The 24,508-nt window shown below is 64.1% G+C and carries 21 protein-coding genes and 1 pseudogene; 10 read left to right on the forward strand and 12 right to left on the reverse strand.

Features of this window, described 5'->3' with window-relative positions; genetic code table 11:
• The first annotated feature begins 61 nt into the window (after nt 1-61).
• From ampD to ACIPZC_RS07610, 4 genes and pseudogenes are all read left to right on the forward strand, one after another.
• Nucleotides 62-634: a 1,6-anhydro-N-acetylmuramyl-L-alanine amidase AmpD gene (gene ampD / locus ACIPZC_RS07595; RefSeq protein WP_267818687.1), complete on the forward strand. Its 573-nt coding sequence runs from the start codon at nt 62-64 to the stop codon at nt 632-634.
• The gene (gene ampE, locus ACIPZC_RS07600; protein WP_400626002.1) at nt 631-1,461 is read left to right on the forward strand and encodes a regulatory signaling modulator protein AmpE; all 831 of its coding nucleotides are present in this window, start codon (nt 631-633) and stop codon (nt 1,459-1,461) included. Before ampD ends, ampE begins: the two co-directional genes overlap by 4 nt.
• A 1,053-nt stretch (nt 1,462-2,514) precedes the next feature.
• Nucleotides 2,515-2,718, forward strand: a pseudogene (locus ACIPZC_RS07605) (HAMP domain-containing protein); the annotation flags it as partial.
• 153 nt (nt 2,719-2,871) lie between these two features.
• Entirely contained in the window at nt 2,872-3,576 is a 705-nt protein-coding gene (locus ACIPZC_RS07610; RefSeq protein WP_400626363.1) for a methyl-accepting chemotaxis protein, read from the forward strand.
• A 39-nt stretch (nt 3,577-3,615) separates the two neighbouring features.
• Here the strand turns inward: ACIPZC_RS07610 and ACIPZC_RS07615 are convergent, their stop codons facing one another.
• Both ACIPZC_RS07615 and cra read right to left on the reverse strand, forming a co-directional pair.
• Complete coding sequence (locus ACIPZC_RS07615) at nt 3,616-4,392, reverse strand: TatD family hydrolase (protein ID WP_400626004.1); 777 nt, start codon at nt 4,390-4,392, stop codon at nt 3,616-3,618.
• A 2-nt stretch (nt 4,393-4,394) separates the two neighbouring features.
• Nucleotides 4,395-5,390, reverse strand: coding sequence for a catabolite repressor/activator (gene cra, locus ACIPZC_RS07620; RefSeq protein WP_241806367.1), 996 nt, complete (start codon nt 5,388-5,390; stop codon nt 4,395-4,397).
• Nucleotides 5,391-5,686: 296 nt separating this feature from the next.
• Here cra and ptsP point away from each other — a divergent pair, with 296 nt between their 5' ends.
• From ptsP to ACIPZC_RS07635, 3 genes are read left to right on the forward strand one after another with little or no spacing between them, the layout of a single operon-like run.
• A complete protein-coding gene (gene ptsP, locus ACIPZC_RS07625; protein ID WP_400626006.1) occupies nt 5,687-8,539 on the forward strand; it encodes a phosphoenolpyruvate--protein phosphotransferase in 2,853 nt (950 codons plus the stop codon).
• Nucleotides 8,540-9,487: a 1-phosphofructokinase gene (gene pfkB, locus ACIPZC_RS07630; RefSeq protein WP_400626008.1), complete on the forward strand. Its 948-nt coding sequence runs from the start codon at nt 8,540-8,542 to the stop codon at nt 9,485-9,487.
• Complete coding sequence (locus tag ACIPZC_RS07635; RefSeq protein ID WP_267818673.1) at nt 9,484-11,223, forward strand: PTS fructose-like transporter subunit IIB; 1,740 nt, start codon at nt 9,484-9,486, stop codon at nt 11,221-11,223. Before pfkB ends, ACIPZC_RS07635 begins: the two co-directional genes overlap by 4 nt.
• 197 nt (nt 11,224-11,420) lie before the next feature.
• Here ACIPZC_RS07635 and ACIPZC_RS07640 read toward each other — a convergent pair whose 3' ends face one another.
• Nucleotides 11,421-11,642 carry a DUF3820 family protein gene (locus ACIPZC_RS07640; protein ID WP_012316204.1) on the reverse strand — a complete coding sequence of 74 codons (222 nt, stop codon included), beginning with the start codon at nt 11,640-11,642 and terminating at the stop codon, nt 11,421-11,423.
• 201 nt (nt 11,643-11,843) lie between these two features.
• Here ACIPZC_RS07640 and ACIPZC_RS07645 point away from each other — a divergent pair, with 201 nt between their 5' ends.
• Nucleotides 11,844-12,320: a PA2169 family four-helix-bundle protein gene (locus ACIPZC_RS07645; RefSeq protein ID WP_400626011.1), complete on the forward strand. Its 477-nt coding sequence runs from the start codon at nt 11,844-11,846 to the stop codon at nt 12,318-12,320.
• On the opposite strand, the gene ACIPZC_RS07650 is transcribed toward ACIPZC_RS07645, so the two are convergent.
• From ACIPZC_RS07650 to ACIPZC_RS07680, 7 genes are all read right to left on the reverse strand, one after another.
• Nucleotides 12,317-13,813 carry a diguanylate cyclase domain-containing protein gene (locus ACIPZC_RS07650; protein ID WP_400626013.1) on the reverse strand — a complete coding sequence of 499 codons (1,497 nt, stop codon included), beginning with the start codon at nt 13,811-13,813 and terminating at the stop codon, nt 12,317-12,319. The two genes, ACIPZC_RS07645 and ACIPZC_RS07650, sit on opposite strands and share 4 nt — an antisense overlap.
• 301 nt (nt 13,814-14,114) lie before the next feature.
• Nucleotides 14,115-15,449: an OprD family porin gene (locus tag ACIPZC_RS07655; RefSeq protein ID WP_400626015.1), complete on the reverse strand. Its 1,335-nt coding sequence runs from the start codon at nt 15,447-15,449 to the stop codon at nt 14,115-14,117.
• Nucleotides 15,450-15,653: 204 nt separating this feature from the next.
• On the reverse strand, nt 15,654-15,875 hold the full coding sequence (locus ACIPZC_RS07660) for a hypothetical protein (protein ID WP_349974836.1): 222 nt from the start codon (nt 15,873-15,875) through the stop codon (nt 15,654-15,656).
• A gap of 131 nt (nt 15,876-16,006) precedes the next feature.
• On the reverse strand, nt 16,007-17,419 hold the full coding sequence (locus ACIPZC_RS07665) for a heavy metal sensor histidine kinase (protein ID WP_400626018.1): 1,413 nt from the start codon (nt 17,417-17,419) through the stop codon (nt 16,007-16,009).
• The gene (locus ACIPZC_RS07670; protein ID WP_267818660.1) at nt 17,394-18,068 is read right to left on the reverse strand and encodes a heavy metal response regulator transcription factor; all 675 of its coding nucleotides are present in this window, start codon (nt 18,066-18,068) and stop codon (nt 17,394-17,396) included. Before ACIPZC_RS07670 ends, ACIPZC_RS07665 begins: the two co-directional genes overlap by 26 nt.
• Before the next feature lie 9 nt (nt 18,069-18,077).
• Entirely contained in the window at nt 18,078-21,170 is a 3,093-nt protein-coding gene (locus ACIPZC_RS07675; RefSeq protein WP_400626020.1) for a multidrug efflux RND transporter permease subunit, read from the reverse strand.
• Nucleotides 21,167-22,330 carry an efflux RND transporter periplasmic adaptor subunit gene (locus tag ACIPZC_RS07680; RefSeq protein WP_400626022.1) on the reverse strand — a complete coding sequence of 388 codons (1,164 nt, stop codon included), beginning with the start codon at nt 22,328-22,330 and terminating at the stop codon, nt 21,167-21,169. Before ACIPZC_RS07680 ends, ACIPZC_RS07675 begins: the two co-directional genes overlap by 4 nt.
• A gap of 443 nt (nt 22,331-22,773) precedes the next feature.
• On the opposite strand from ACIPZC_RS07680, the gene ACIPZC_RS07685 reads away from it, so the two are divergent.
• Together ACIPZC_RS07685 and ACIPZC_RS07690 are read left to right on the forward strand one after the other, a co-directional pair.
• Nucleotides 22,774-23,028: a hypothetical protein gene (locus ACIPZC_RS07685; RefSeq protein ID WP_400626024.1), complete on the forward strand. Its 255-nt coding sequence runs from the start codon at nt 22,774-22,776 to the stop codon at nt 23,026-23,028.
• The gene (locus ACIPZC_RS07690; protein WP_400626026.1) at nt 23,021-23,272 is read left to right on the forward strand and encodes a DUF3077 domain-containing protein; all 252 of its coding nucleotides are present in this window, start codon (nt 23,021-23,023) and stop codon (nt 23,270-23,272) included. The genes ACIPZC_RS07685 and ACIPZC_RS07690 overlap by 8 nt, the downstream gene beginning before the upstream one ends.
• Before the next feature lie 115 nt (nt 23,273-23,387).
• Here the strand turns inward: ACIPZC_RS07690 and ACIPZC_RS07695 are convergent, their stop codons facing one another.
• Nucleotides 23,388-24,122 (reverse strand): YkgJ family cysteine cluster protein, encoded by a 735-nt coding sequence (locus tag ACIPZC_RS07695; RefSeq protein ID WP_267818650.1) that lies wholly within the window; start codon nt 24,120-24,122, stop codon nt 23,388-23,390.
• Nucleotides 24,119-24,430: a hypothetical protein gene (locus ACIPZC_RS07700; protein ID WP_241804137.1), complete on the reverse strand. Its 312-nt coding sequence runs from the start codon at nt 24,428-24,430 to the stop codon at nt 24,119-24,121. Before ACIPZC_RS07700 ends, ACIPZC_RS07695 begins: the two co-directional genes overlap by 4 nt.
• Nucleotides 24,431-24,508: the final 78 nt, after the last annotated feature.

Here is a 24,508-nt window from a genome sequence, read left to right on the forward strand (position 1 = left end):
AAGCGCGATACTGGCAGGGCATACTGCGCCTCTGTACCTAGCGTTCTTCAGGAACTGCCCCATGCAATTGGACCGTGCCACCGGCTGGTTCCACGGAAACGGAATCACCCACTGCCCTTCGCCGAACTTCAACGCGCGACCCGAGGGCGAATCGATTTCCCTGCTGGTGATCCACAACATCAGCCTGCCGCCGGCCTGCTTCGGCAGCGGCAAAGTCCAACAGTTCTTCCAGAACCGCCTGGACCCCAACGAACATCCCTACTTTGCCAGCATCAGCCACCTGACCGTATCGGCGCACCTGTTCGTGGAACGCGACGGTGCGGTGACCCAGTTCGTGTCGTTGCTGGACCGTGCCTGGCATGCGGGTGTGTCGTGTTTTGACGGCCGAGAAGGCTGTAACGACTTTTCCATCGGTATCGAGCTGGAAGGTACCGACGACCTGCCTTACAGCGATGCCCAGTACCGTGCGCTGGAGCAACTCACCCGGCAGATTCAGGCGGCTTGGCCAGCTATCGACCTGGGCCGGATCCGTGGCCATAGCGACATTGCCCCGCAGCGCAAGACCGATCCCGGCCCGGCATTCGACTGGCAGCGTTACCGTGCCGCCGTGCAGCACAACGAGGACAAGGCATGAGTTTTCTGGTGTTGATACTGGCGTTGTGGGTCGAGAAGTTCTCGGCGCTACGCCATCAGGTACAGCGCGATGGCTTCTTCCTGGGCGAGCTGGTGCGCCTGGAGCGCAGCGGGCGGGTGCATCCCTGGTGGAGCCTGGCCATCCTGGTGCTTGCGCCCGTGGCGGTGCTGGTGTTGCTGCTGCACGTGCTCGAGCCGGTGGCCTATGGGTTGCTGGCGCTGCCAGTGCACCTGCTGGTGCTGATCTACAGCCTGGGCCGCGGCGATGCCAAGGCTGCCTTGGGCCCGCTTCGCGATGCCTGGCGGCGCGGCGACGACCAGGCCGCGCTGCATGTGGCCGAGCGCGACCTGGGCCTGGAGGCTGATGAAGCCCAGGTGTTGCTGGTGCGCGTGCAAGGCTACTTGTTGTGGCAGGCCTATCAGAGTTTCTTCGCTGTGATCTTCTGGTACTTCGTGCTCGGCCCCGGGGCGGCGTTGGCCTATCGCTTGCTGGCGCTGACAGGCGATAACAGTAGCCAACCTGCCCTGAAGGCCCGTGCCGAGCAACTGCGGCACATCATGGACTGGCTTCCAGTGCGCGTGCTGGCCCTGAGTTTTGCCCTGGTTGGCAATTTCGTCGCAGTGACCCGCGTGATGCTGCACGAACTGCTCAACTGGCATATCAGCGCCGGGCACCTGGTGGCCAGGGTCGGGCGGGTTGCCGATGACATTCCCGAGCAAGAGGACAGCCAGCGTGGTGTGGCCCGGCTCGATAGCCTGTGGGAGCTGCTGCTGCGCTGTGCGGTGCTGTGGTACGCGGGCTTTGCGCTGTGGACGGTGCTGGTCTGAGCGCCGGTTAACCTTAAGTTACAAACCTCCGGTTCGATCTGCGTTATACAGGTGGCCTAGTGCTACCCCTCGCAGAACAACAAGAATTCAAGGAGGTGCCCCGTGAAGCGTCTGCTCTACCCGGCAATCGCACTGATGAACCGGCTGAGCTTCGGCCAGAAGTTCAGCCTCATCAGCGCCCTGTTCTTCCTGCCCATGCTCGCCACCAGCAGCTACCTGGTGCGCGACGCCTATCAGCAGTTCCAGGCAACCCGTGCTCAATTGCAGGGCATCACCCCATTGAGTGGCAGCCTGGTATTGCGCGCCGACATGGAAACCCTCGGCAACCTCATGCAGATCAATGCCGTGCTCGGGCAGTCGGGCCAGGCCGGCGACCTGGAGTCGCGCATCGCTGCCTTGCAGGACAAGGTCCAGGCTCAGATGCAAGCCCTGCAAGGCCATGAGTCGGTTCCTCAGGCAAAGCTCGACGAGCTGGCCGGCGCTTTTGCCAGTGCCCAGGCCGAAACCTCTTTGCAGGCCAAGGTCGCCCTCTTCGACAAACTGCTGGGCCAAGTACAGGTGCTGAGCAAATTGGTGGCCAGCCAGTCCGGCCTGAGCCAGGACAGCCAGGTTTCGGTGCGCCAGTTGAGCGAATTGCTCGGCACCGCCACCGCACAGGTGACCCTGGCCCTGGGCGAGGGCAGGGCGATGGGCGCCATTGCGCTTGGCCGAGGGTTCATCGACTCGTCCGGCAGCGTGCGTTTCGAAGACTTGCTGCAGCGCCTGGAGCGTTTGGCGGCGGACTATGGCATGCGGGTGGATGAAGCCCTGGCCAGTGACCCCGGCGTCCCCGCGGCCATGAGCGCCGCTGCGCAGGCCAGCAAAGCTTCCGTCAAACAAGCCGCCGCGTTGTTCGAGGAGCGTGTGGTGGTCGCTGAAACCCTGGATGCGCCCTGGCTCCCCTTCTATCAACAGGTGAGTGAGCTGATGGCTCACACCTACCAACTGAACGATCAAGTGCTTGGGCATCTGCAACTGCAGTTGCAGGAGCGTCTTGGCCAGCAGCGCCTGCGCATGGTCGCCCTGGTGGCGGTGCTGGCGGGCGTCTTCGCGCTGATCCTCTACCTCTACGGCGGCTTTTATGTGTCGACCCGCACGACGCTGCGCAAGCTGGGTGGCGCGATGGACAAGGTGGCGGCCGGTGACATGACGGTCAGTTTCAACGCCCACAGCCGCGATGAACTGGGCGAACTGGCGCAGGGCTTCAGCGAAACCGTGCGCCGGATCCGTTGCCTGATCGAGCAGGTTGGCCACACCGTTGTGGCGGTCGAAGCGCAGGCCGGGCAGGTATTGGCGGTATCGGCACGCAGCAGCCAGTCCGTCAGCGGCCAGCGTGAACAGATCGAGCAGGTGGCCACGGCGATGAACCAGATGAGCGCCACTGCCCAGGAGGTGGCGCGCAGTGCTGCCTTGGCCGCCGATGGTGCGCAGCAGGTCAATCACGAAAGTGCCAATGGCCGCACTTTGGTGCAAGAGCAGCAAGGCAGCATTGGCCGGCTGGCTGCCGAAATCGACCAGACCGTATTGGCGATCAATCAGCTGGCGGACGACAGCCAGGCGATCAGCCAGGTCCTTGAGGTGATCCGCAGTATCGCTGAGCAGACCAACCTGCTGGCACTCAACGCTGCTATCGAGGCGGCTCGGGCCGGTGAGCAAGGGCGCGGGTTTGCCGTGGTCGCTGATGAAGTGCGTACCTTGGCCAAACGTACCCAGGACTCCACTGCGCAGATAGCGCAGATGATCCAGCGTTTGCAGGACGGTGTCGGGGCAGCGGTTCGCGCCATGGGCAGCAGCCATCAGATGGCTGCGGGCACGGTCGAAGAGGCACGCCAGGTGCAACAGGCGCTTGGCAATATCCTTGGCGCGGTGGGCGGCATCGTTGAGCAGAACCAGCAGATAGCGGCGGCGGTAGAGCAGCAGACGGCGGTGGCCCATGACATTGACCAGAACATCGTGGCGATCAACCAGGCGGCGCAGGACACCTCGTTGGGCGCTTGCCAGACCGAGGATGCCAGCCGGGCATTGTCGGAGCAGGTGGTGGAGTTGAAACGCTTGATTGGCGCGTTCAGGGTTTAGCCAGTGCCGGCCTGTGCACGGGCCGAGCCTGTGCCAGCACTACCAGCCAAACAACTCACAGGCATTTGTGCTGCTGGCCTCGGCCAGCAACTGCACATCAATGCCGATCACCTCGGCCAATGCCTGGGCAATCTCTGGCAGATGCTCCGGGCTGTTTCGCTCACCGGCAAACATCGCCGGGGCCATGTCCGGGGCGTCGGTCTCCAGCACGATGCTCTCCAGCGGCAGGCGCGGCAGGGTCTTGCGCAAGCGCACAGCCTGCGGCCAGGTTGCGGCGCCACCCAGCCCCAGGCGGAAACCCAGCTTGATGTATTCGCGCGCTTCTTCGTAACTGCCGGCGAAGGCGTGGATGATCCCTGCCCGCGCCGGCTTGAAGCGCTTGAGCGTGGCGATTACCTGAGCATGGCTGCGGCGCACGTGGAGCAGGGCGGGCAGTTCGAAGTCACAGGCCATCTGCAATTGGGCTTCGAACAGCGCTTGCTGGCGCGCCTTGTCCAGCGCTTCGATGTAGTAGTCCAGGCCGAATTCGCCCACGGCGCAGAGCCGCGGATCACCATCCAGACGTTCAAGCCATTGACGCAACTGCACCAGGTGCTCGGGGCGATGCTGCTCCAGGTAGACCGGATGCAACCCAAGCGCTGCGCGCACGCGCTCATCGCTGCAGGCCAGGTCCCACACCCGCTGGAAATTGGCCTGATAAACCCCCAGCACGACCATGCGCTCCACCCCACGCCCCTGCGCACTGGCCAGCAGGCGCGTGCGGTCGGCATCGAAGTCGGGGAAGTCAAGGTGGGTGTGCGTGTCGATCAGGCGCATGTTCAGGCCACAGTGATACGTTGCTTGAAGGTTCTGGCGACGGCATGCACGCCGGGTTCGTAGCGTTTGTCCTCGATGGCCGCCAAGGCAAGCTCCAGGGCGGTGGCGGCGATCAGGCCATGTTGCTGGGCCATGGCATTGACCGGCAGCGGCAGGAAATCGAGCAACTGGTTGTCACCGAAGGTGCCCAAGTGCAGCAGGCGCGAATCGGCCGGGCGCGCCTGTAGGGTGTCGAACACGCCTTGCAGCAGCACGTAGGACGTCGTGACCAAGGCATCCGGCAGGCCGCCCAGCTCGTCGATCAGCTGCTGCATCAAGCGCTGGCCGCATTCGCGGCTGAATGCCTCGCCCTGATAACGGCGCACGTCCCCGCTAAAACCCTGCATCGCTTCGTCGAAGCCGCCCGCACGGGCCTGGCTGACCGACAGCTCCGGGCGCGCGCCGATCAGCGCGATGCTGCGCGGTGCCGTGGCCAGCAGGCTATCGGCCAACTGGCGGCTGGCATCGCGATCATCGCTGATGACCGAACAGAAGTGTGCCGGGTTCAGGCGCCGGTCGATGGCGATCACCGGCAGGCCCTTGTCCTGCAGTTCACGGTAGCTGTCATCTTCCGGGGGCAGGCAACTGGCGACGAACAAGGCATCGCAACGCCGGGCACGGAACAGTTGCTGCAGTTGGCGCTCACTGTCGGGCCGGTCATCGCTGCTGGCGATCAGCAGTTGATAGCCACGGGCGCGGGCGCCTTGCTCCAGCTGCTTGGCAATGCGAGCGTAGCTGGGGTTTTCCAGGTCCGGCAGAATGAAGCCCAAGGTACGGGTATGCCGGCTGCGCAGGCCCGCAGCCTGGGGGTTGGGCGTGAAGCCGTGGGCCTCGACCACCGCACGCACCCGCTCGACGGTGCTGTTGCTGATGCGCTGCTGTTCGGCCTTGCCATTGATGACGTAGCTGGCAGTGGTCACGGACACACCAGCCAGACGGGCGATATCGCTGAGTTTCACCGAATTTTCCTTGTTATTACCGGGGCGGGCTATACCACCAGACCGGGCAGTTTGACCCGGGCTGGTCGCCACGCGCAGACGACCATTGTCGCAATTGTCCGACAGGATGGGGCTTTTTCCCCGGAAGATTATCGAGTAACGTGGCCGCTTGGTCAGATTAAACGTTTCAGCTATTAATTTTTCTGCCTTGCCTGCCGCTCGTGCAAGGCCTTTGACTGGCTGAATACGTGAATTTCACAACAATACCTCAGTACCCGGTGCAAAAGTGCGCGCAGGGGCTGCAAAAGGAGAAGGTCATGCTCGAGCTCGCCAAAGAGCAGATAGCCATGGGCCAGACGGCTACCGACAAAGGCCAGGCCCTGCGCCTGCTGGCGGATCGACTGGTCGCAGACGGCCTGGTCGCCGAAGGGTATTTGCAGGGCCTGCAGGCGCGCGAAGCGCAAGGGTCCACATTCCTGGGCCAAGGTATCGCCATCCCCCACGGCACGCCGCAGACCCGCGACCTGGTGTACGCCACTGGCGTGCGCTTGCTGCAGTTTCCTGACGGCGTGGACTGGGGGGACGGGCAGATCGTCTACCTGGCCATCGGCATTGCCGCACGCTCCGACGAGCACCTGCGTTTGCTGCAATTGCTGACCCGCGCCCTGGGCGAAACCGACCTGGCCGAAGCCCTGCGCCGTGCCAGTTCCGCCGAAGCGCTGCTCAAGCTGCTGCAGGGCGCACCCCAGGCGCTGGCGCTGGATGCGCAACTGGTCAGCCTGAACCTGCCCGCCGAAGACTTCGACGAGTTGGCCTGGCGCGGTGCCCGCCTCTTGCAACGTGCCGGGTGTGTCGACAATGGTTTTGCCGCCGTGCTGCAGCAGGCCGAGCCCCTGCCCCTGGGCGAGGGGCTCTGGTGGCTGCACAGCGAGCGGCAGGTCCGTCAGCCTGGCTTGGCCTTCGTCACTCCCCAGCAGCCGCTGCGCTACCGCGACCAGCCACTGAATGGCCTGTTTTGCCTGGCCAGCCTCGGCGCTGCCCACCAGGCGCTGCTCGAGCGCCTGTGCGAGGTGCTGATCGAGGGGCGTGGGCAAACGCTTTACCAGGCCACCAGCAGCCGCGCGGTACTGGAGGTGCTCGGTGGCGAGACCGCGCCTGACTGGCCCAGCGCCCGTATCGTGCTGGCCAATCCACATGGCCTGCACGCCCGCCCGGCAAAAATCCTCGCGCAGTTGGCCAAGGGTTTCGAGGGCGAAATCCGCCTGCGAGTGCTGGACAGCGCGCAACCTGCGGTGTCGGTCAAGAGCCTGAGCAAGCTGCTCAGCCTCGGCGCACGGCGTGGCCAGGAACTGGAGCTGCTGGCCGAGCCGTCCATTGCCGCTGATGCTTTGCCGGCACTGCTGGCGGCAATCGAGCAGGGCTTGGGTGAGGATGTCGAGCCTTTGCCGAAAACCACCGCTGCGGTGAGCCCCGCGCCTGTCGAGGTGTTGCAGGCGCCGGCTGCCGGTAGCCGTATCCAGGCGGTGGCTGCGGCCCCGGGCATTGCCAGTGGGCCCGCCCACGTCTGCGTCGAGCGCGACATCGATTACCCCCTGCGTGGCGAATCGCCGGCGCAGGAGCGGGCCAAGCTGCGCCGGGCACTGGAGACAGTGAACGCCGAGTTGCAGGCCTTGGTGCAGCGCAGCGACAAGGCCGTTGGCGAGATCTTCGTCACCCATCAGGAAATGCTCGCCGACCCTGCACTGGCCGACGATGTCGAGCTGCGTCTGGCCCAGGGTGAGAGCGCCGCCGCCGCGTGGATGGCCGTTATCGAAGCGGCGGCCCGCGAACAGGAGGCGCTGCATGATGCGCTGCTCGCCGAGCGTGCCGCCGACCTGCGTGACATCGGCCGCCGGGTGTTGGCGCAGCTGTGCGGTGTGCAGACGCAAGCCGAGCCTGATCAACCTTATGTGCTGGTGATGGGCGAAGTCGGCCCCTCGGATGTTGCCCGCCTGGACCCGGCGCGGGTTGCCGGTATCGTCACCGCCCATGGCGGCGCAACCGCACACAGCGCGATCGTCGCGCGGGCCCTGGGCATCCCGGCGGTGGTCGGCGCGGGCGCGGCGCTGCTGCTGCTCGAACCCGGTACGCCGCTGTTGCTCGATGGCCAGCGCGGCGTGGTCAGCGTCGCCCCGCCAGCCGATGAGCTGCAACGTGCGCTGGCCGAGCGCGACCTGCGCGAACAGCGCCTGCAAGCAGCCTGGGCCAACCGTCATGCGCCCGCGGTAACCCGCGATGGCCATGCCGTCGAGGTGTTCGCCAACATCGGCCAGAGCGGCGGCATCGACAAGGTGGTGGAGCAGGGCGCCGAAGGTATCGGCCTCTTGCGCACCGAGCTGATCTTCATGGCCCACTCGCAGGCGCCGGATGTCGCCACCCAGGAAGCCGAGTACCGCCGTGTGCTGAATGGGCTGGGCGGGCGACCCCTGGTCGTGCGCACCCTCGATGTGGGCGGGGACAAACCGTTGCCCTATTGGCCGATCGCTGCCGAGGAAAACCCGTTTCTCGGTGTGCGCGGCGTGCGCCTGACCTTGCAGCGCCCGCAGATCATGGAAGACCAGCTCAGAGCCCTACTGCGCGCCGCTGATCAGCGCCCGTTGCGCATCATGTTCCCGATGGTCGGCCAGGTGCACGAATGGCGGGAGGCGAGGGCCATGGTCGAGCGCCTGCGTAAAGAAATCCCGGTAGCCGACCTGCAACTGGGCATCATGGTGGAAGTGCCGTCCGCTGCTTTGCTGGCGCCACAACTGGCCCGCGAAGTGGACTTTTTCAGTATTGGCACCAACGACCTGACCCAATACACCTTGGCCATCGACCGTGGCCACCCCAGCCTGTCGGCCCAGGCCGACGGCCTGCACCCGGCGGTGCTGAGCCTGATCGACATGACCGTGCGCGCCGCCCATGCCGAGGGCAAGTGGGTAGGCGTGTGCGGTGAACTGGCCGCCGACCCGCAGGCGGTGGCGGTGCTGCTGGGCCTGGACGTGGACGAACTGAGCGTGGCCGTGCGCAGCGTTGCCGAAGTCAAGGCACTGGTTCGCCAGGCCGATCACCAGACGGCCCGCGCCCTGGCGCGCGAGGCCCTGCAACAGGACAGCGCCGCAGCGGTTCGCGCGCTGGTGGAGCGTTACTGAATGGCCAAGATCCTTACCCTGACCCTGAACCCGGCGCTGGACATCACCGTAAGCCTCGATGCGCTGCGCCCCGGGCACGTCAACCGCGCCCAGGACCAGCACAGCCATGCCGCGGGTAAAGGGTTGAACGTGGCCCAGGTACTGGCCGACCTTGGGCACAGCGTGACCGTCGGTGGTTTCCTGGGCCAGGACAACCTGCAACCGTTCGAGGCGTTGATCCAATGGCGCGGCTTTGCCGATTGCTTCGTGCGTGTGCCGGGCGAGACACGCAGCAACCTCAAACTGGTCGAAGCCGATGGCCGTGTGACCGATATCAATGGCCAAGGCCCGCAGGTCGATGAGGCTGCTTGCGAGGCCCTGCTGCGCCTGCTCGAGCAGGTGGCTCCCCAACATGACGCCGTGGTGGTGGCGGGGAGCCTGCCACGCGGTATCAGCCCTGATTGGTTCGCCCGGTTGCTCGAACAGCTCAAGGGCCAAGGCCTGAAGGTTGCCCTCGACAGCAGCGGTGCGGCCCTGCGCGCAGGACTGGACAGCGCCCCTTGGCTGGTCAAACCCAACACCGAAGAACTGGGCGAAGTGCTTGGCCTTGACGTGCACAGCGCCGCCGAACAGCAGGCTGCCGCCCAACGGCTGCTGGCCACGGGTGTCGAGCATGTGGTGGTGTCGGCAGGGGAGCAGGGCGTCAGCTGGTTCACGGCTGGCCGCACGCTGCGCGCCCAGCCACCGCAAGTGCGTGTTGCCAGCACGGTCGGCGCGGGCGACTCGCTGGTAGCCGGCATGGTTCACGGCTTGCTGCTGGCTGAGGCGCCTTTGCAGACCCTGCGCCGTGCCACGGCCATCGCCGCCCAGGCCGTGACCCAGGTCGGTTTCGGTATCCGTGACCGCGAGCAACTGGCGCGCCTGGAGGCCGCCGTGCAACTGACAGAACAACAAGAGGCTCGCCGATGAACATTGCCATTGTCACCGCCTGCCCGAACGGCCAGGTGTCCAGCGTGCTGAGTGCGCGCCTGCTGGCCGCTGCTGCCCAGCGCCGCGGTTGGAAAACCTGCGTGGAAGTGCAGGATGCCGAACATCCCGACCGCCAACTGAGCGCCGCGCAGATCGCGGATGCCGACTGGGTGCTGGTTGTCAGCACCGGGCCGGTCGACCTGGCCCGCTTCGCCGGCAAGCGTTTGTTCCAGAGCACACCGGCGCAAGCGCTGGCCGACCGTGAAGGTTTCCTCGACGAGGCGGCGGCGAAGGCCCAGGTACAGGCCGTTACTCATCAGGCCGAACAGCCGATGGCCACTGCTGGGGCCAAGGTCGTTGCGGTCACTGCCTGCCCGACTGGCGTGGCGCATACGTTCATGGCAGCCGAAGCGTTGCAGCAGGCAGCGCAACAGCTTGGCTATCAACTCACCGTAGAAACCCAAGGCTCGGTCGGTGCGCGTAACCCGCTGTCGGCCCAGGCCATCGCCGAAGCCGACGTGGTGCTGCTGGCTGCCGATATCGAAGTGCCCACCGCGCGTTTTGCCGGTAAGCGTATCTACCGGTGCGGAACCGGCATCGCCCTCAAGCAGGCCCGTGCCACGCTGGACAAGGCCCTGGCCGAAGCCAAGGTGGAAAGCGCAGGTGACACTGCAGCCGCTGCAAGTGCCGGCAAAGGCGAGAAAACCGGTGTTTATAAACACCTGCTGACAGGTGTTTCGTTCATGCTGCCGATGGTGGTGGCAGGCGGCTTGCTGATCGCTCTGTCGTTCGTCTTCGGTATCGAGGCCTACAAGGAGCCGGGCACCCTGCCGGCGGCATTGATGCAGATCGGCGGCGAGGCTGCATTCAAGCTGATGGTGCCGTTGCTGGCGGGGTACATCGCCTGGTCCATCGCCGACCGCCCGGGCCTTGCGCCCGGCATGATCGGCGGGCTGCTGGCCAGCACCCTGGGGGCCGGTTTCATCGGCGGTATCGTCGCCGGTTTTCTCGCCGGTTACAGCGCCAAAGCCATTGCCCGCTGGGCACGCCTGCCGAGCAGCCTCGATGCGCTCAAACCGATCCTGATCATTCCGCTGCTGGCGAGCCTGTTCACAGGCCTGGTGATGATCTATGTGGTCGGCCAGCCGGTGGCTGCCATGCTCGAAGGCCTGACGCAGTTTCTCGACAGCATGGGCACCACCAACGCCATCCTCCTGGGGCTGCTGCTTGGCGGGATGATGTGCATCGACCTGGGCGGGCCGATCAACAAAGCGGCCTATGCCTTTTCGGTAGGGCTGCTGGCATCCTCGAGCTACGCGCCGATGGCGGCGACCATGGCGGCGGGCATGGTGCCGCCGATCGGCCTCGGTATCGCCACGTTCCTGGCCCGGCGCAAGTTCGCCCAAACCGAGCGAGAGGCCGGCAAGGCCGCTCTGGTGCTGGGTTTGTGCTTCATTTCCGAAGGCGCCATCCCGTTCGCTGCCAAAGACCCGCTGCGGGTCATCCCGGCAAGTATTGCCGGCGGCGCGTTGACCGGCGCGCTGTCGATGTACTTCGGTTGCAAGCTGATGGCGCCCCATGGCGGGCTGTTCGTGCTGCTGATTCCCAACGCGATCAACCATGCGCTGCTGTACCTGCTGGCCATCGTCGCGGGTAGCCTGCTGACAGCGGTGGTGTATGCGCTGATCAAAAAGAGCGAGCGGGTGGAAATGGTCGTGGCGCCGGCCAAGGGCTAGGGCGTTCGACCCTCACTGGCCTCAGCGCTGGCACGCCGGCCCCCTAGGTTCACCAGGCCTCCCGAGGGCAAGGGTTGGATCGGTGGCCAGCTTCTTGGGGGCAGTCCAGACGATTAGCGGTATCAGGGCTGCGCAGCAGCCCCCTTAGCGCAGATGTAGCTCGACGGGACCCACGCGCATCTGGGTCCGCAACAGGCTCAGCGCCGGTGCTTTTGCCGCAACGGCACCAGCAGATCCCCCAGGCCGTTGTGATCGACCTCGTGCATCAACGCCAGCAACCCGCCCAGCTCACCCGCCGGAAACCCCTTGCGCGCAAACCATGCCAGGTAGTCACCCGGCAAGTCGGCGATGATCCGGCCTTGGTATTTGCCAAAGGGCATGGTGCGGATTACCAGCAGTTCGAGGGTTTCCGGTTTCATCGGTAAGACCTGGCAGTAGACGTCCGCCGACCATACTGCAATCTGCACGAGCACCCAAGCGGCAATCATGCATAACGCCGTTTTCCATGGTTTCCACTATCCAAGCAACTTATTGTTTTTTAAGCATTTTTATTTAATGGTCGGTTTGGCACGAAGGCTGCTCCTGTTTACATGACTATTACCTGCCAAGGAGTTTGAGCCATGAGCGACCTCAACAAAGACGTAATCAACGTGCTTAACGACCTGATCGAGTACAGCAAGGACGGCGAGAAAGGGTTCAGAACTTCGGCTGACGATGTAAAGAACCCGGAGCTGAAATCCTTCTTCGCCCAACGCGCTGGCGAGTGCGGCAATGCAGCAAGCGAACTGCAGAGTGAAGTGCGTCGCCTGGGCGGCGACCCGGAAACCTCCACCAGCATCAGCGGCGACCTGCACCGCGGCTGGGTGAACCTGAAGTCGATGGTTACCGGTAAGGATGACGAGGCCGTGCTCAACGAAGTCGAACGCGGCGAAGACCATGCCCTCAAAGCCTACAAGGAAGCCCGTGAGAAACTGGTCAAGCTGGGCCGTTCTGCCACCGACCAGAGCTATATGCTCGTTGAAAAGCAACTGCAGGGCGTACAGCGTAACCACGACCAGGTGAAGGCACTGCGCAACGCCGCACGCGCCCGCTCTTAATCCTCAGGGCCCTCTACCCGGTTTCGGCCCTTGGCTTTGGCCCGGTAGAGCGCCTCATCCGCGGCCCCCAGCATGGTCGCCAGATCTTGCTGGGTGCCGGGGGTGTGGACGCTGATGCCGATGCTCACCGTCACCGCGTGGGCATCATCGGCAAAGGGTGCCAGTGCCGCGACATGGGTACGGATCCTTTCCGCCAGCAGACGGGCACCGGACAGTTCGGTTTCCGGCAAAACCACTTGAAATTCCTCCCCCCCGTATCGCGCCGCCAAGTCTGCCGGGCGTCGTATGCACTGTTCGATCGTCTTGGCCACTTCTCGTAACGCATGATCGCCCCCGGCGTGCCCGTGGCGCTGGTTGAATGCCTTGAAGTGATCCACATCCACCATCAGCACGGCCAACGGTTTACGGTTGCGCTGGGCGCGCGCCCATTCCTGGCGCAGCACCTGATCCAGACGGCGGCGGTTGGCCAGGCCGGTCAGGCTATCGGTTGCCGCCAATGTGGCCAGGCCCTGTTCAGCCTCATGCCTGCGGCGCAATTCGCGACCCAGCAGCAGGGTAAGCCAGAGAATACCGATGCACAGCACGCCGGTGGCGATACTGACCACCACCGCCGTGCGGCGCCATGACTGGAACACCTCATCGCTTGAGTGCACCACCAGTACGATCAACGGCAGGTCGGCGACCCGGGCGAAGGTGTACATGCGCTGGGTGCCATAGAAACTGGAGCGGGCTGTAAAGCTGCCGCTGCGCTCGCCGAGGATGCGCTTGAAGTTGGGCCGGTCGGCGAAGCTGGTGCCGATCAACGGGTCTTGGTCGCGTTGTGGCTGGCGGGCGAGCAGTTGGCCATCGACGTTGAGCAGGTTGATGCTGCTTTCATGGCCGATATCAAGGCGCTGGAACAGTTCGTTGAAATAGGAGAGGCGCAGGGCGCCGGCGGCCAGCCCGGCAAAGCTGCCATCGGCTGCGGAGATGCGCCGGCTGAAACTGATGCACCAGTCAAGGTCGCCGAGCCGCGCCTTGAATGGCGGGCTGATCAACAAGCCCAGGTCAGGGTTGCGGCGATGGGCCCGGAAGTCGAAGGTATCGGCGAAATTGGCTTGGCGCGGGGGCACGCTGGTGGAGTCGGCCACGACGTCGCCATTGGCATTGAGCCAGAGAATATCGCCGCGCACCGGGGCCGCGAACGTCTGGTTGAAAAGGATCTGCTGGCGCAGGCTGGGCGTGACCTGCAGCAGTTCGGGGTGCTGTACCGCCCAGATCAGCCCGCGCAGGGATTGGTCATAAAGTTCGACGTTGCGCAGAATGTCGCTTTCGATCAGTTGGACGATATTGCCGGAGGAGCGCATGGCCGATTGCTCGACACTCTCGCGCTCACGCCCCAGCAGGTAACCGACGATGCCCACGATGGCGAGCACGGCGATGCAACTGCCCAGATTGAGGATCAGTTCGGGGTGCGACCTGTAGAGGGCGAGACGCGGTAATCGAGTGGGCATTCGCGCTACTGCTGAGGCAGGGCCGGTTGCGGCGGGCAATATTCTAGGGAAGTGGTGATTGTCGGACAAGATTTGTCCGACGGAATCGAGCAGGGGCTGCTGCGCAGCCCATCGCCGGCAAGCCGGCTCCCACCGAGACCGCGCAGCTCTTCAGGTTGCGCTTTGCCAATTTCCAGAAGTAGACGCCCGTCCTGTGGCAGGAGCTGTCATGCTCAACGTCTAAAAGCTGGCGCGGTCCCGGTGGGAGCCGGCTTGCCGGCGATGGGCCGCGAAGCGGCCCCAGGCTATCGCCGGCCTCAGGTCAGAACACGTTCAACGGATAATCGACGATCACCCGCAGTTCGTCGTTATCGCTGTTGCTGTCGATCGACGCATAGCCCTGGCCGCCGCGATGTACGGCATAACGCACCAGTACCGACAGGTCCTTGAAGTCGCCTTCCTGGAACACGTACTTCACATCCAGGTCACGTTCCCAGTGCTGGGCGTTCTTGCCGTCGGCGCGGTAGTAGTCGTAGTGGGTGTTGTTCTGGTCAGCCTTGGTCAGGTCCGCCTCGCCGCGCGAGTACGACACGCTAGTGGTCAGGCCAGGCATGCCAAGGCCGGTGAAATCATAACCGTACTGCAGCTTCCACGAACGCTCGTTGGGCGCGTTGAAGTCCGAGTACATGCGCGAGTTGTCCAGGTACACACTATCGCCCAGGTTGATGTAGTCGAACGGCGTGTCGCCATTGACCCGCTGGTAGGCAGCAGTGACGCTGTGGTAGCCGGCGTTGACGGTGAAGTGCACGCTGTAGGTGTTGTTGTCGATCTTGCCCAGCAGCGCCTGGCCGGTGTCCTGGGTGTGGTAGAAGTGCACGCCCGGGTTCAGGCTGACCAGGTCGTTGACCACATAGATGTAGTCGAAATCAGCGTAGTACTGGTTCCAGATGTCCTTCAGCTCGGCGGCATAAAGGTTGGCCGTGATGTTCTCGGTGCCGTTCCACGAGGCGCCCGCCCAGTTCAGATGCTTGCTTTTGTCGTGCTCATCCAGCAAGCCGTAGTAGGTGTCGATGCGGCGGTGGCCGCTCTGGTTGTACGGCTTGGTGAAACTGACCTGGCCGCCTTCGAGCAGCAGGCCGTCGACGCTGGTGTTGGTCAGGCTGACGCCACGGAAGGTTTGCGGCAGCATTCGGGTTTCGCCACCGGCGATCACCGGGTTGGTCAGGAACAGGTCACCGGCTTTGAGTTCTGTGTCGAAGGCCTTGAGCTTGACCGCCGCGCCTGCGGTGGAGAACGAGTGGGGGGCAGCGCCCAGTTCACCGTTGTCCTTCACGTGCTTGGGCAGGATGCTGGTGCCGGCATGGCCGCCACCGCCATCGAGCTTAAGGCCCAGCATGGCGTGCGCATCGAGGCCAAAGCCGACTACGCCAGGCGTGTAGCCCGATTCGAAGCGGGCAACCGCGCCCTGGCCCCACTCGCGGGTGTCGCGCACGCCGCGGTTGTGGTTGTCGCGGTTGAAGTAGGCATTGCGAAAATGCAGGTTGAATGACGACCCTTCGATGAAGCCATCAGCCTTGTCTTCATCTGCCTGGGCGGCGAAGGGAATCGTTGCAGTCAATGCAATGAACAACGGGGTAAAACGAAACGCGGAAGGCACCGGTACTAGCTCCTTTGGTCTGACGGTGGGGCAGTTTTTATTTTTGAATGTGCAACTTTCTTGTTAGAGAAATAACGGCCGGGCTGATCGTCAACGCACATAAAAAAAGCCGCTGATCGGCAGCGGCTTTAAAAGGCTAACATATCGGCGCCGGGGGTGCCCATGGTGTAGCCGGGGGGAAACGGGAGCGGCAGTGGTGCGCGATCAGCCTTCGGCATTGGCGTCGCTATGGACTCGGGAGGCTGTCTGTTCTGCATCTTTGCCTGCGTCGACCTTGTGCGCGACAGCCTCTTGGGCTTGCTGGTGCACAGCGGCCAGCTCTGCATTACGGGCGACGAAAGCCGGGGATTCTTCGGCCATGGCCAGGGGCGACAACAACAGGGAAGACAGAACGAAAACGCTGGCAATACCCATACTGTTGGACATGTTGAAACTACCTTCTTGCGCTGCAAGTGCTAATGGAGACAGGGCTAAAGTTAGTCGCTTCATGGCCTTGGAAACAGCGCCTGGCACGATAAGCACTGTTGCGCAAAAGGTAACTATCCCTGCAAAAACCGTCACCCCTTCGCCGCAAAACCCTGCAGTTGAGCGTTTGGCAGGCGAATGCCGAAGGTGTTGGCACCTGCCTCGCTGCGCACGAAAACTTCGCCCCCATGCATCAAGGCAATCGCCTTGACGATGGCCAACCCCAACCCATGGTTGCCCCCGCCACTGTTGCTGCGTGCCGCATCCACCCGATAGAACCGCTCGAACAGCAGTGGCAGGTGATCATCGTCGATAGCCGGCCCGGGGTTGCTCACGGCAATGCTGACCTGCTCCAGCCCGGCATCGATATGCACGCCGATCACCTGATGCGGCGCGGTGTGCTGCACGGCGTTGTTCAGCAGGTTGATCAATGCCCGGCGCAAGTGGGCTTTTTCGATGGGGGCCTGGGCATCGCCGCTGACGGTGACGCTGACCTGGGCGTCTTCGAGGATGTAGTCGAGGTAATCGAGGGTGGTGGCCACTTCTTCGGCCAGCGATACCTCGGTCAGCGCGGTGGCTTTGCTGCCCTGGTCGGCGCTGGCCAGGAACAGCATGTCGTTGATGATGTTGCGCAAGCGTTCGAGCTCTTCCAGGTTCGATTGCAGCACCTCGAAGTAGTGTTCGGCGCTGCGCCCCCGGGTGAGGGCGACCTGGGTCTGGCCGATCAGGTTGGTCAGCGGCGAGCGCAGTTCGTGGGCAACGTCGGCGTTGAACGCTTCCAGCTGCGAATAGGCCTGGCTGACCCGGTCGAGCGCGGCGTTGAATGCGCCGGCGAATTGCGCCAGTTCCGGGGCCAGGTTGACGGTTTGCAAGCGGCCATCCAGGCGCGGGGGGGCCAAGGCCTGCGCCTCGTTGGACAGCGCCAGCAGCGGGCGCAGGCCGATGCGTGCTACCCAGTAGCCCAGTAGCGAGGCCAGCAGCACGCCGAGCACCGCCAGCCCGATGATGGCCACCAGCAGGCTGTGTTGGGCCTGCCAGAAGGTCTCGGTATCGATGGCGATCAGAAACCGCAGGGGCGGGCGGCCTGCCAGGGCCGGCAACTCGCTGACCAGCACCTTGTAAGGGTAAGGCCTGTCAGGCAGGCGCAGGTCGCGCATCCCTTCAGGGCCTTGGGCGAATGCGCGGACCTGTTCGCTGGGCTGGCCATATTCGAACGCGGGGTCGCTGCCGACCACCCAGAAGCGGATACGTTTGTCTTCCTCGCTCAGCAGGTTGAGCTTGTTACTGATCTTGGCCCAGTGCTCGCGGGTACCGTAGCGATTGAGGGTGGATTCGAGCACGCTGAAGCGGGCGTCCAGTTCGGCCGCTGGGAGCATGTCCAGGCTATGGTCGACCTGGCGGTAAAGGGCCGAGCCGATAACCAGAAACACGCCCATCGCCACCAGAATGAACAGCGCCGACAAGCGCAATGCGAGGGAGTTAACCGGCACGGTTTTCCAGGACATAGCCCATGCCTCGAATGGTATGCAGCAGCTTGTTGTCAAATGGCCCGTCGAGCTTGGCGCGCAGGCGCTTGATGGCCACTTCGACGACATTGGCGTCGCTGTCGAAATTGATGTCCCAGACCAGTTCGGCGATGGCGGTCTTGGAGAGGATTTCGCCCTGGCGCCTGGCCAGCACGCTGAGCAGCGAGAATTCCTTGGCGGTCAGGTCCAGGCGTTGGCCGGCACGGCTGGCCTTGCGCGCCATCAGGTCGATCCACAGGTCGCCGACCTGCACCTGCAGCGGTTCATGGCTGCTGCTGCGACGGGTCAGGGCCTGCAGACGGGCGACCAGTTCAAGGAAGGAGAACGGCTTGCCCAGGTAATCGTCGGCGCCCTCGCGCAGCCCGTGGATGCGGTCCTCGACGCGCTCGCGCGCGGTGAGCATGATCACCGGCGTCTGCTTGCGTGCACGCAAGGCACGCAGCACGCCATAGCCATCCAGGCCCGGCAGCATCACATCGAGTACGATCACCGCATAGTCACCTTCAAGCGCCAGGTGCAGGCCGTCGATGCCGTCCCGCGCGAGGTCGACAGTGAAGCCTTGCTCGCTCAGGCCGCGATGCAGGTAGTCCGCGGTTTTCTCTTCGTCTTCGATGATCAGCACACGCATGGTCTTGTCTCAGTGGGGACTCGGCGCGACCGCGCTGGCGGCCTTGGGGCGATGGAACAGGCGCTCCAGCGCCAAGTATATGACCGGGGTGGTGAACAGCGTCAGGGCCTGGCTGACCAGCAGGCCGCCGACCACAGCGATACCCAGCGGCTGGCGCAGCTCGGCACCGGCGCCAAAGCCGAACATCAGCGGCACCGCGCCGAGCAGGGCGGCCAGGGTGGTCATGATGATGGGCCGAAAGCGCGTCAGGCATGCCTGGTGGATGGCCTGCTCAGGCGTCAGGCCACGCTGGCGCTGAGCTTCCAGGGCAAAATCGATGAGCAGGATGCCGTTCTTCTTGACGATGCCGATCAGCAGCACCACCCCGATCAGGCCCATGATGCTGAAGTCCTGGCCCATCGCCCACAGCAGTATCAACGCGCCCAGGCCCGCCGACGGCAGGGTCGAGATGATGGTCAGCGGGTGCACCAGGCTCTCGTAGAGCACGCCAAGGATGATATACACCGCCACCAGTGCGGCGAGGATCAGCCACGGCTGGCTCGACAGCGAACTTTGGAACGCCTGCGCCGCGCCCTGGAAGTTGCCGCTGATCGAGTCGGGCATGCCCAGCTCGCGCTGGGTGCGCTCCAGGATCGCCACCGCATCGCCCAAGGCCACGCCAGGGGCCAGGTTGAACGACAGGTTGGCGGCCGGGAACAGGCCGTCATGGCTGATCGACAGCGGCCCGGTGCTGGGCGCGGCGACATGCGCCAAGGCCGACAGCGGCACCATTTCGTTGGTCAGGGGCGAGCGCAGGTAGAAGAAATTCAGGCTTTCGGCCTTGCCGCGCTGTTGTGCGTCCAGTTCCAGGATCACCTTGTACTGGTTGGTCTCGGTCTGGAATTCGCTGATCTGCCGCTGGCCAAAGGCGTCGTACAGCGCATGGTCGACGTCGGTGGTGGTCAGGCCGAAACGGGCCGCCGCCTGGCGGTCGATGTCGATGCGGGTAACGCTGGCGCCCAGTTGCAGGTCGTTGGACAGGTCACGCAACGCCGGGTTATCGCGCAGGCGCTCGGTCAGGCGTTGGGTCCACAGGTTGAGGGCGACGCCGTCGTTGCTCTTGAGCACGTACTGGTATTGGGTGCGTGACGGGCCGGAGCTGAGGTTGATGTCCTGGCCGGCACGCATGTACAGCACCACACCAGGCACCTGCGCAAGCTTTGGGCGCAGCCGGTCGATCAGCTCGCTGGCCGAAACATCGCGCTCGCCGCGGGGCTTGAGGGCGATCCAGAAACGGCCGTTGGCGATGGTCTGGTTGCTCCCGGTAACGCCCACCGAATGGGAGAAGGCCCTCACGGCGGGGTCGGCTTCGATGATTTTCGCCAGTGCCAGGTGCTTGTCGATCATCGACGGGTATGACACATCCGCCGCCGCTTCAGTGGTGCCAAGAATGAAACCGGTGTCCTGCAGGGGGAAAAAGCCCTTGGGGATGGCCACGTAACCCACCACAGCCAGGGCCAGGGTCAGGCCAAACACGCCGAGGGTCAGGCGCTGGTGGGCCAGGGCCCGGTCCAGGCCTTTTTCGTACCACTTCACCAGCCGCTCGCCGAAGCCACCTTTATGTGCCGAGGGCGGGCGACGCATTAACAAGGCGCACAGGGTCGGTGCCAGGGTCAGCGACACGACCACCGAAATCAGGATGGTAGCGGTGGCGGTCAGGGCGAACTCCTTGAACAGCCGGCCAACCACCCCGCCCATGAACAGCAGCGGAATGAACGCGGCAACCAGCGAGAAGCTGATCGACACCACGGTGAAGCCGATCTCGCCTGCCCCTTTGAGCGCTGCCGTGCGGCTGTCTTCGCCGGCTTCCAGATGGCGGTGGATGTTTTCCACCACGACGATGGCGTCGTCCACCACGAAGCCGACAGCAATCACGATGGCCACCAAGGTCAGGTTATTCAGGCTGAAACCGAACACGTACATCAGTGCGCACGTGGCGATCAGCGACACGGCCAGCACACTGGAGACAACCAGGGTGGCCGACCATTGGCGCAGGAACAGCGCCATCACCCCGATCACCAGGGCCACGGCGATCATCAGCGTCAGTTCCACCTCATGCAGCGACGCGCGGATGGTCTGGGTACGGTCCTGCAGCACCGACACCTCGACCGAGGCCGGCAGCATCTCCTGCAGCTTGGGCAAGGCGCCGAGCACGCGGTCCACGGTTTCGACGATGTTGGCGCCAGGCTGGCGGAACACCACAAGGTTCAGCCCCGGCTGGTTGCCGGACCAGGCTTTGACGTAGGCGTTTTCGGCACCGTCGATCACCTTGGCCACGTCCTGCAGGTGCACCGGTGCGCCGTTGCGGTAAGAGACGATCAGCCTGGCGTAGTCCTCGGGGTGGAACAGCTGGTCGTTGGCGGCGATGGTCGACACGCTGTGCTCGCCATACAGGGCGCCCTTTGCCAGGTTCAGGCTGGTCTGCTGGATGGCCTGGCGCAGGTCGGCGAGCGTAAGGCCCATGGCAGCGAGCTTTTCCGGCTGCGCTTGCACACGGATGGCCGGGCGCAACTGGCCGGTGATGTTGATCAGGCCGACGCCTTCGATCTGGCTCAGCTGGCGTGCCAGCAACGTCTCGGCATAGTCGCTGAGGTCATTGCCAGGCATTTGCGCGGAGCTGACGGTGAGTACCAGCACCGGGCTGTCGGCCGGGTTGACCTTGCGCCAGGTCGGTGGGTTGGGCAGGTCCTGGGGCAGGCGCGCGGTAGCCGTGTTGATGGCCGCCTGGACTTCCTGGGCGGCAGTGTCGATGTTCTTGTCCAGGGTGAACTGCAGGATCAGGGTGGTGGAGCCCAGTGCGCTGCTGCTGGTCATCTGGGTCATGCCGGGGATGGCGCTGAACTGCACCTCCAGCGGCGTGGCCACCGAAGAGGCCATGGTTTCCGGGCTGGCCCCAGGCAACTGGGCGGTGACTTGTATGGTCGGGAAGTCGGCTTCCGGCAAGGGCGCCACGGGCAGCCGTGGAAAGGCGATGGCGCCTAGCAGTACCAGGGCGAAGGTCAACAGCAATGTGGCGATGGGGTGGTCGACGCACCAGGCCGATACGCTGTTGCGGCTGTTCATGGCTGGCCCCGGCCGTCGGCCATTTCCGACGGTGGCGGTGCGTCCGGGGCGACCTCCACGCGCGAGCCGGGCTTGAGCCGCGACTGGCCATCGAGCACCAGACGCTCGCCCGGCTTGACCCCGGCAATGATGTTCAGCCCGCTGTCCTGGTACAGCACTTTGACTGGCACACTGGTGACCTTGTCACCGTCCAGGCGGTAGACGAAGTGGCCATCGGCGCCGCGCTGCACCACCGGCGGTGGCACCACCAGGGCGTTCTCCTGCACCGCGGTGCGTAAACGGATGGTCACCAGTTGCCCTGGCCACAGCCGGCCGTCCTTGTTGTCGAATTCAGCCTTGACCCGCACCGTCCCGGTGTTGGCCGAAATCTGGTTGTCGATCAAGGCCAGGTGGCCCTCACCCAGCAGGGTGCGTTCGCCATCGGCGTCCATGTAGGCCTGCACCAATGCAGGGGCCGACGCCTTGAGCAGGCCTTGCAGGGTTGGCAGCATCTGTTGCGGCAAGGAGAACTCGACCGCGATGGGGTCGATTTGGGTCACGCTGAACAGGCCCTGCGTATCGCTGGCGCGCACCAGGTTGCCGGGGTCGATGTTGCGGATGCCAACGCGCCCGGTGACGGGGGAGCGAATCTGCGTGTAGGAGAGTTGCACTTCGGCATTGGCGATGGCGGCCTGGTTGCCTTTTACGGTGGCCTGCAGCTGGTTGACCAGCGCCTGTTGCTGGTCGAGGGTCTGCTTGGACACGCCGTCATCGCTGCTGAGCAGGCGGTAACGCTTGAGGTCTACACCGGCGACCTGGATTTGCGCCTGGCTCTGGCCGAGCTGAGCGCGGGCCTGGTCCAGGCTGGCGCGGATGCTGCGGTCGTCAAGGGTTGCCAGCAGGTCGCCTTGCTTTACCCACTGCCCCTCTTTGACCAGTACCCGGGTCAGCACCCCTTCGACCTGGGGTTTTATTTCGACGCTGTGCAGCGACAGCACTGAGCCGATGGCGCTGGCGTAGCGCGGCACGTCCTGCTGGGCAACGCTGACCACGCGCACCGGGATGGTGCTTTGCGCGCGCGCAACCGGCGCCTCCTGGCGCTGGCCATACCAGATGCCCAAGGCTGCGAGGGCGAGCAGGGCGGTGGTAGCCAGCAGGAGAGGGCGGGTAGGACGTCGCATCGGCGCGGGCACCTTGGCCAAGAGGGAGGTTGTATTGAAGCTTATAGCGCTGTGACCGGGTCGGCAGCGTGACAGCTGGCTGACAGCGCTGACAGGTTGGGCGGCTTAGCTGGCAGTCCTTAGCGCGTAAGAAGATTCTGAATCTGAAACCAGATGCTTCAAGAGTGCGGCCATGAGGAATTATCCTACGCGCTCTGTCGGATGGCGTCTGATAGTCGGGGAAATGCTTCAGCGATAACTTCGCGGTTCGCCACAACGGCGAGCGGCCGTGAGAAGCCGCAGCTGTATCCAGGATGCCATTTTTCATGGCAGCCGTGCGTGTGCGGGCTTCGGTCCGGGCCGCGGTTCCTGGACGCGGTCTTCTCACCTCGCGTACGGCTGCCACCCAATCCGTGAGAAGAACAAGGTGGTCGCTTTCCAGTAGCATCTTCAGGAAAGTCATCATGAAAAAAATCGTTCCCGATCCACCGATCGCATTCCCGATCCCTTACATCACAATAATCGCCGGCCTCTGCGCCGAGGACGCCAAGGCTCACGCTGCCACGCTGATGGACTGCTTCTGCAAAACCAGCCAGGTCTACCTCGACACCGAAGCCGAAGACCATCGCTACGCGCTGCTGGAAAACCTCGGCATCCTCACTGAACTGCTGCGTGTCCTTGTCGCCCATATGGCGATGCAGGAGATCAACCGTGAGTGATGAACTGAACCTGCGCAGCACAGCCGGTAAGGAAACATTCCTCGGCTTGTACGCCATCCAGCCGGGCATACCGCTCAATCATGCGTTCGATGAGCTGTCGGTCTTGCTCGGTTGTATCCGGCATTTGAGCGAGGAAGCCGAGATGGAGGGCAACATGATCGCTGGCAGCGCGGCACGCATTCTCAGTGCCATGGCCAAAGCACTGATCAACGACATGGAAATGGGCATGAACCGCAGCGCCTAAGCGGTTGTGGGGCCGCTTTGCGGCCCATCGCCGGCAAGCCCGGCACCCACTTGGATTGCGCTGGCCTCTAGAAATTAGGCAAGACGGTTGCTTGCACAGGTAAAGCGCAGGCTTGTCAGAAGCCGATGAAGGCGTAGTACTGCGAAGGCGTGTCGCCGGCCTGCAAACCCTGCGCCTGCAGGCTGGCCAGCAGGGCTGCGTCCTGGACGTGCAAGGCCCACGGCGCACCGTGCGGTGCCGGTATATCCGCCAGCGCTGCAGCCAAGGCCCCCATGTCTGGAAGGTAGGCCGTGAAGCCATTGCCCTTGAGCGCGCTGATGGTCATGCCCAAGGCCTGGCACACGGCAACCTTGGCCGCGATGTCATCGCGATCTGCCTGCCGGGACGCCTGCACCAGTGCCTGCAGCGCCGGGTCCACCGGCAATGAACCATGAATCAGCTCAGGCCCTTGCTCCCAAGCCTCGGGCGGGCAGTCCTTGTTCTCTGGCCGGAGTGGAATGTGCGGGTTGATTTCCACCGGGTAGATGCGGCAAACCAGCGGCCGGCTCTCGTAGATGGTGCACAGGTCGTTTTCGTCCAGGTTGCGGCAGCGCCCAGGGTTGAACGCGGCAAAGGTCACCGAAACCCGCACCTCGCTGTCGCCGCAAGGCACCGGGTGCGAGCGGCGCAGCACATGCTCACGCTGGTCTGCCGGCATCCCCGGGCCGTCCTCCACAAAGGCTTCGATCAGCACTACCACCTGGCCGCCGGAGGCCGCCCACTGGCGCGCCTCGGCCAAGGTCAGTGGCACATGGTGGCCGGTGCAGCACTTGCCACAGCCGGTACAGGCAAAACGCAAAGAGTCGTTCACTTGGCGCCCAGGTTCCATTCGCTGACGAAGGCCCGCTGCTGCTGGCGGTCGTACAGGCACAGCTCGGAGCCGGTGCGTCGCTGCATGTGCTTTTGTGGATACACCCCTTCGATGACCAGGGCGCTGAAGCCCACCTGGTCATCGAACTCCGCAGGTTTGCCGCGGGCGTGGGCATCCTTGAACTGGCTGGCAGCCAGGCAGGCCTTGAGCATCTGCTGGCGTTGTTCGTTCCAGGCCTGGCTGCTGGAGGCCTGGGCAACACCGCTGAAAACGGCGCAGGCGATCAGGAGAGAGCTGAAAAACTTCATACGCTATACCGTGAAACGTTCGAGGGTGGCGAAGTATGACCGACTCATCCCTGGCAACAGGCCAGGGAGTTTGTCGCT

Origin of the sequence: Pseudomonas sp. NPDC089743 (assembly GCF_044748785.1) — a bacterium.
Taxonomy (GTDB): domain Bacteria; phylum Pseudomonadota; class Gammaproteobacteria; order Pseudomonadales; family Pseudomonadaceae; genus Aquipseudomonas; species Aquipseudomonas putida_X.

Bases quoted from the DNA above. Each gene is read 5' to 3' on its own strand.
- ACIPZC_RS07635 (WP_267818673.1), top strand. From the start codon at position 9,484: ATGAACATTGCCATTGTCACCGCCTGCCCGAACGGCCAGGTGTCCAGC.
- ACIPZC_RS07610 (WP_400626363.1), top strand. From the start codon at position 2,872: ATGAGCGCCACTGCCCAGGAGGTGGCGCGCAGTGCTGCCTTGGCCGCC.
- ampE (WP_400626002.1), top strand. From the start codon at position 631: ATGAGTTTTCTGGTGTTGATACTGGCGTTGTGGGTCGAGAAGTTCTCG.
- ACIPZC_RS07615 (WP_400626004.1), bottom strand. From the start codon at position 4,392: ATGCGCCTGATCGACACGCACACCCACCTTGACTTCCCCGACTTCGAT.
- ACIPZC_RS07670 (WP_267818660.1), bottom strand. From the start codon at position 18,068: ATGCGTGTGCTGATCATCGAAGACGAAGAGAAAACCGCGGACTACCTG.
- pfkB (WP_400626008.1), top strand. From the start codon at position 8,540: ATGGCCAAGATCCTTACCCTGACCCTGAACCCGGCGCTGGACATCACC.
- ampD (WP_267818687.1), top strand. From the start codon at position 62: ATGCAATTGGACCGTGCCACCGGCTGGTTCCACGGAAACGGAATCACC.
- ACIPZC_RS07680 (WP_400626022.1), bottom strand. From the start codon at position 22,330: ATGCGACGTCCTACCCGCCCTCTCCTGCTGGCTACCACCGCCCTGCTC.
- ACIPZC_RS07685 (WP_400626024.1), top strand. From the start codon at position 22,774: ATGAAAAAAATCGTTCCCGATCCACCGATCGCATTCCCGATCCCTTAC.
- ptsP (WP_400626006.1), top strand. From the start codon at position 5,687: ATGCTCGAGCTCGCCAAAGAGCAGATAGCCATGGGCCAGACGGCTACC.
- ACIPZC_RS07640 (WP_012316204.1), bottom strand. From the start codon at position 11,642: ATGAAACCGGAAACCCTCGAACTGCTGGTAATCCGCACCATGCCCTTT.
- ACIPZC_RS07675 (WP_400626020.1), bottom strand. From the start codon at position 21,170: ATGAACAGCCGCAACAGCGTATCGGCCTGGTGCGTCGACCACCCCATC.
- ACIPZC_RS07645 (WP_400626011.1), top strand. From the start codon at position 11,844: ATGAGCGACCTCAACAAAGACGTAATCAACGTGCTTAACGACCTGATC.
- ACIPZC_RS07660 (WP_349974836.1), bottom strand. From the start codon at position 15,875: ATGTCCAACAGTATGGGTATTGCCAGCGTTTTCGTTCTGTCTTCCCTG.
- ACIPZC_RS07650 (WP_400626013.1), bottom strand. From the start codon at position 13,813: ATGCCCACTCGATTACCGCGTCTCGCCCTCTACAGGTCGCACCCCGAA.
- ACIPZC_RS07665 (WP_400626018.1), bottom strand. From the start codon at position 17,419: ATGTCCTGGAAAACCGTGCCGGTTAACTCCCTCGCATTGCGCTTGTCG.
- ACIPZC_RS07700 (WP_241804137.1), bottom strand. From the start codon at position 24,430: ATGAAGTTTTTCAGCTCTCTCCTGATCGCCTGCGCCGTTTTCAGCGGT.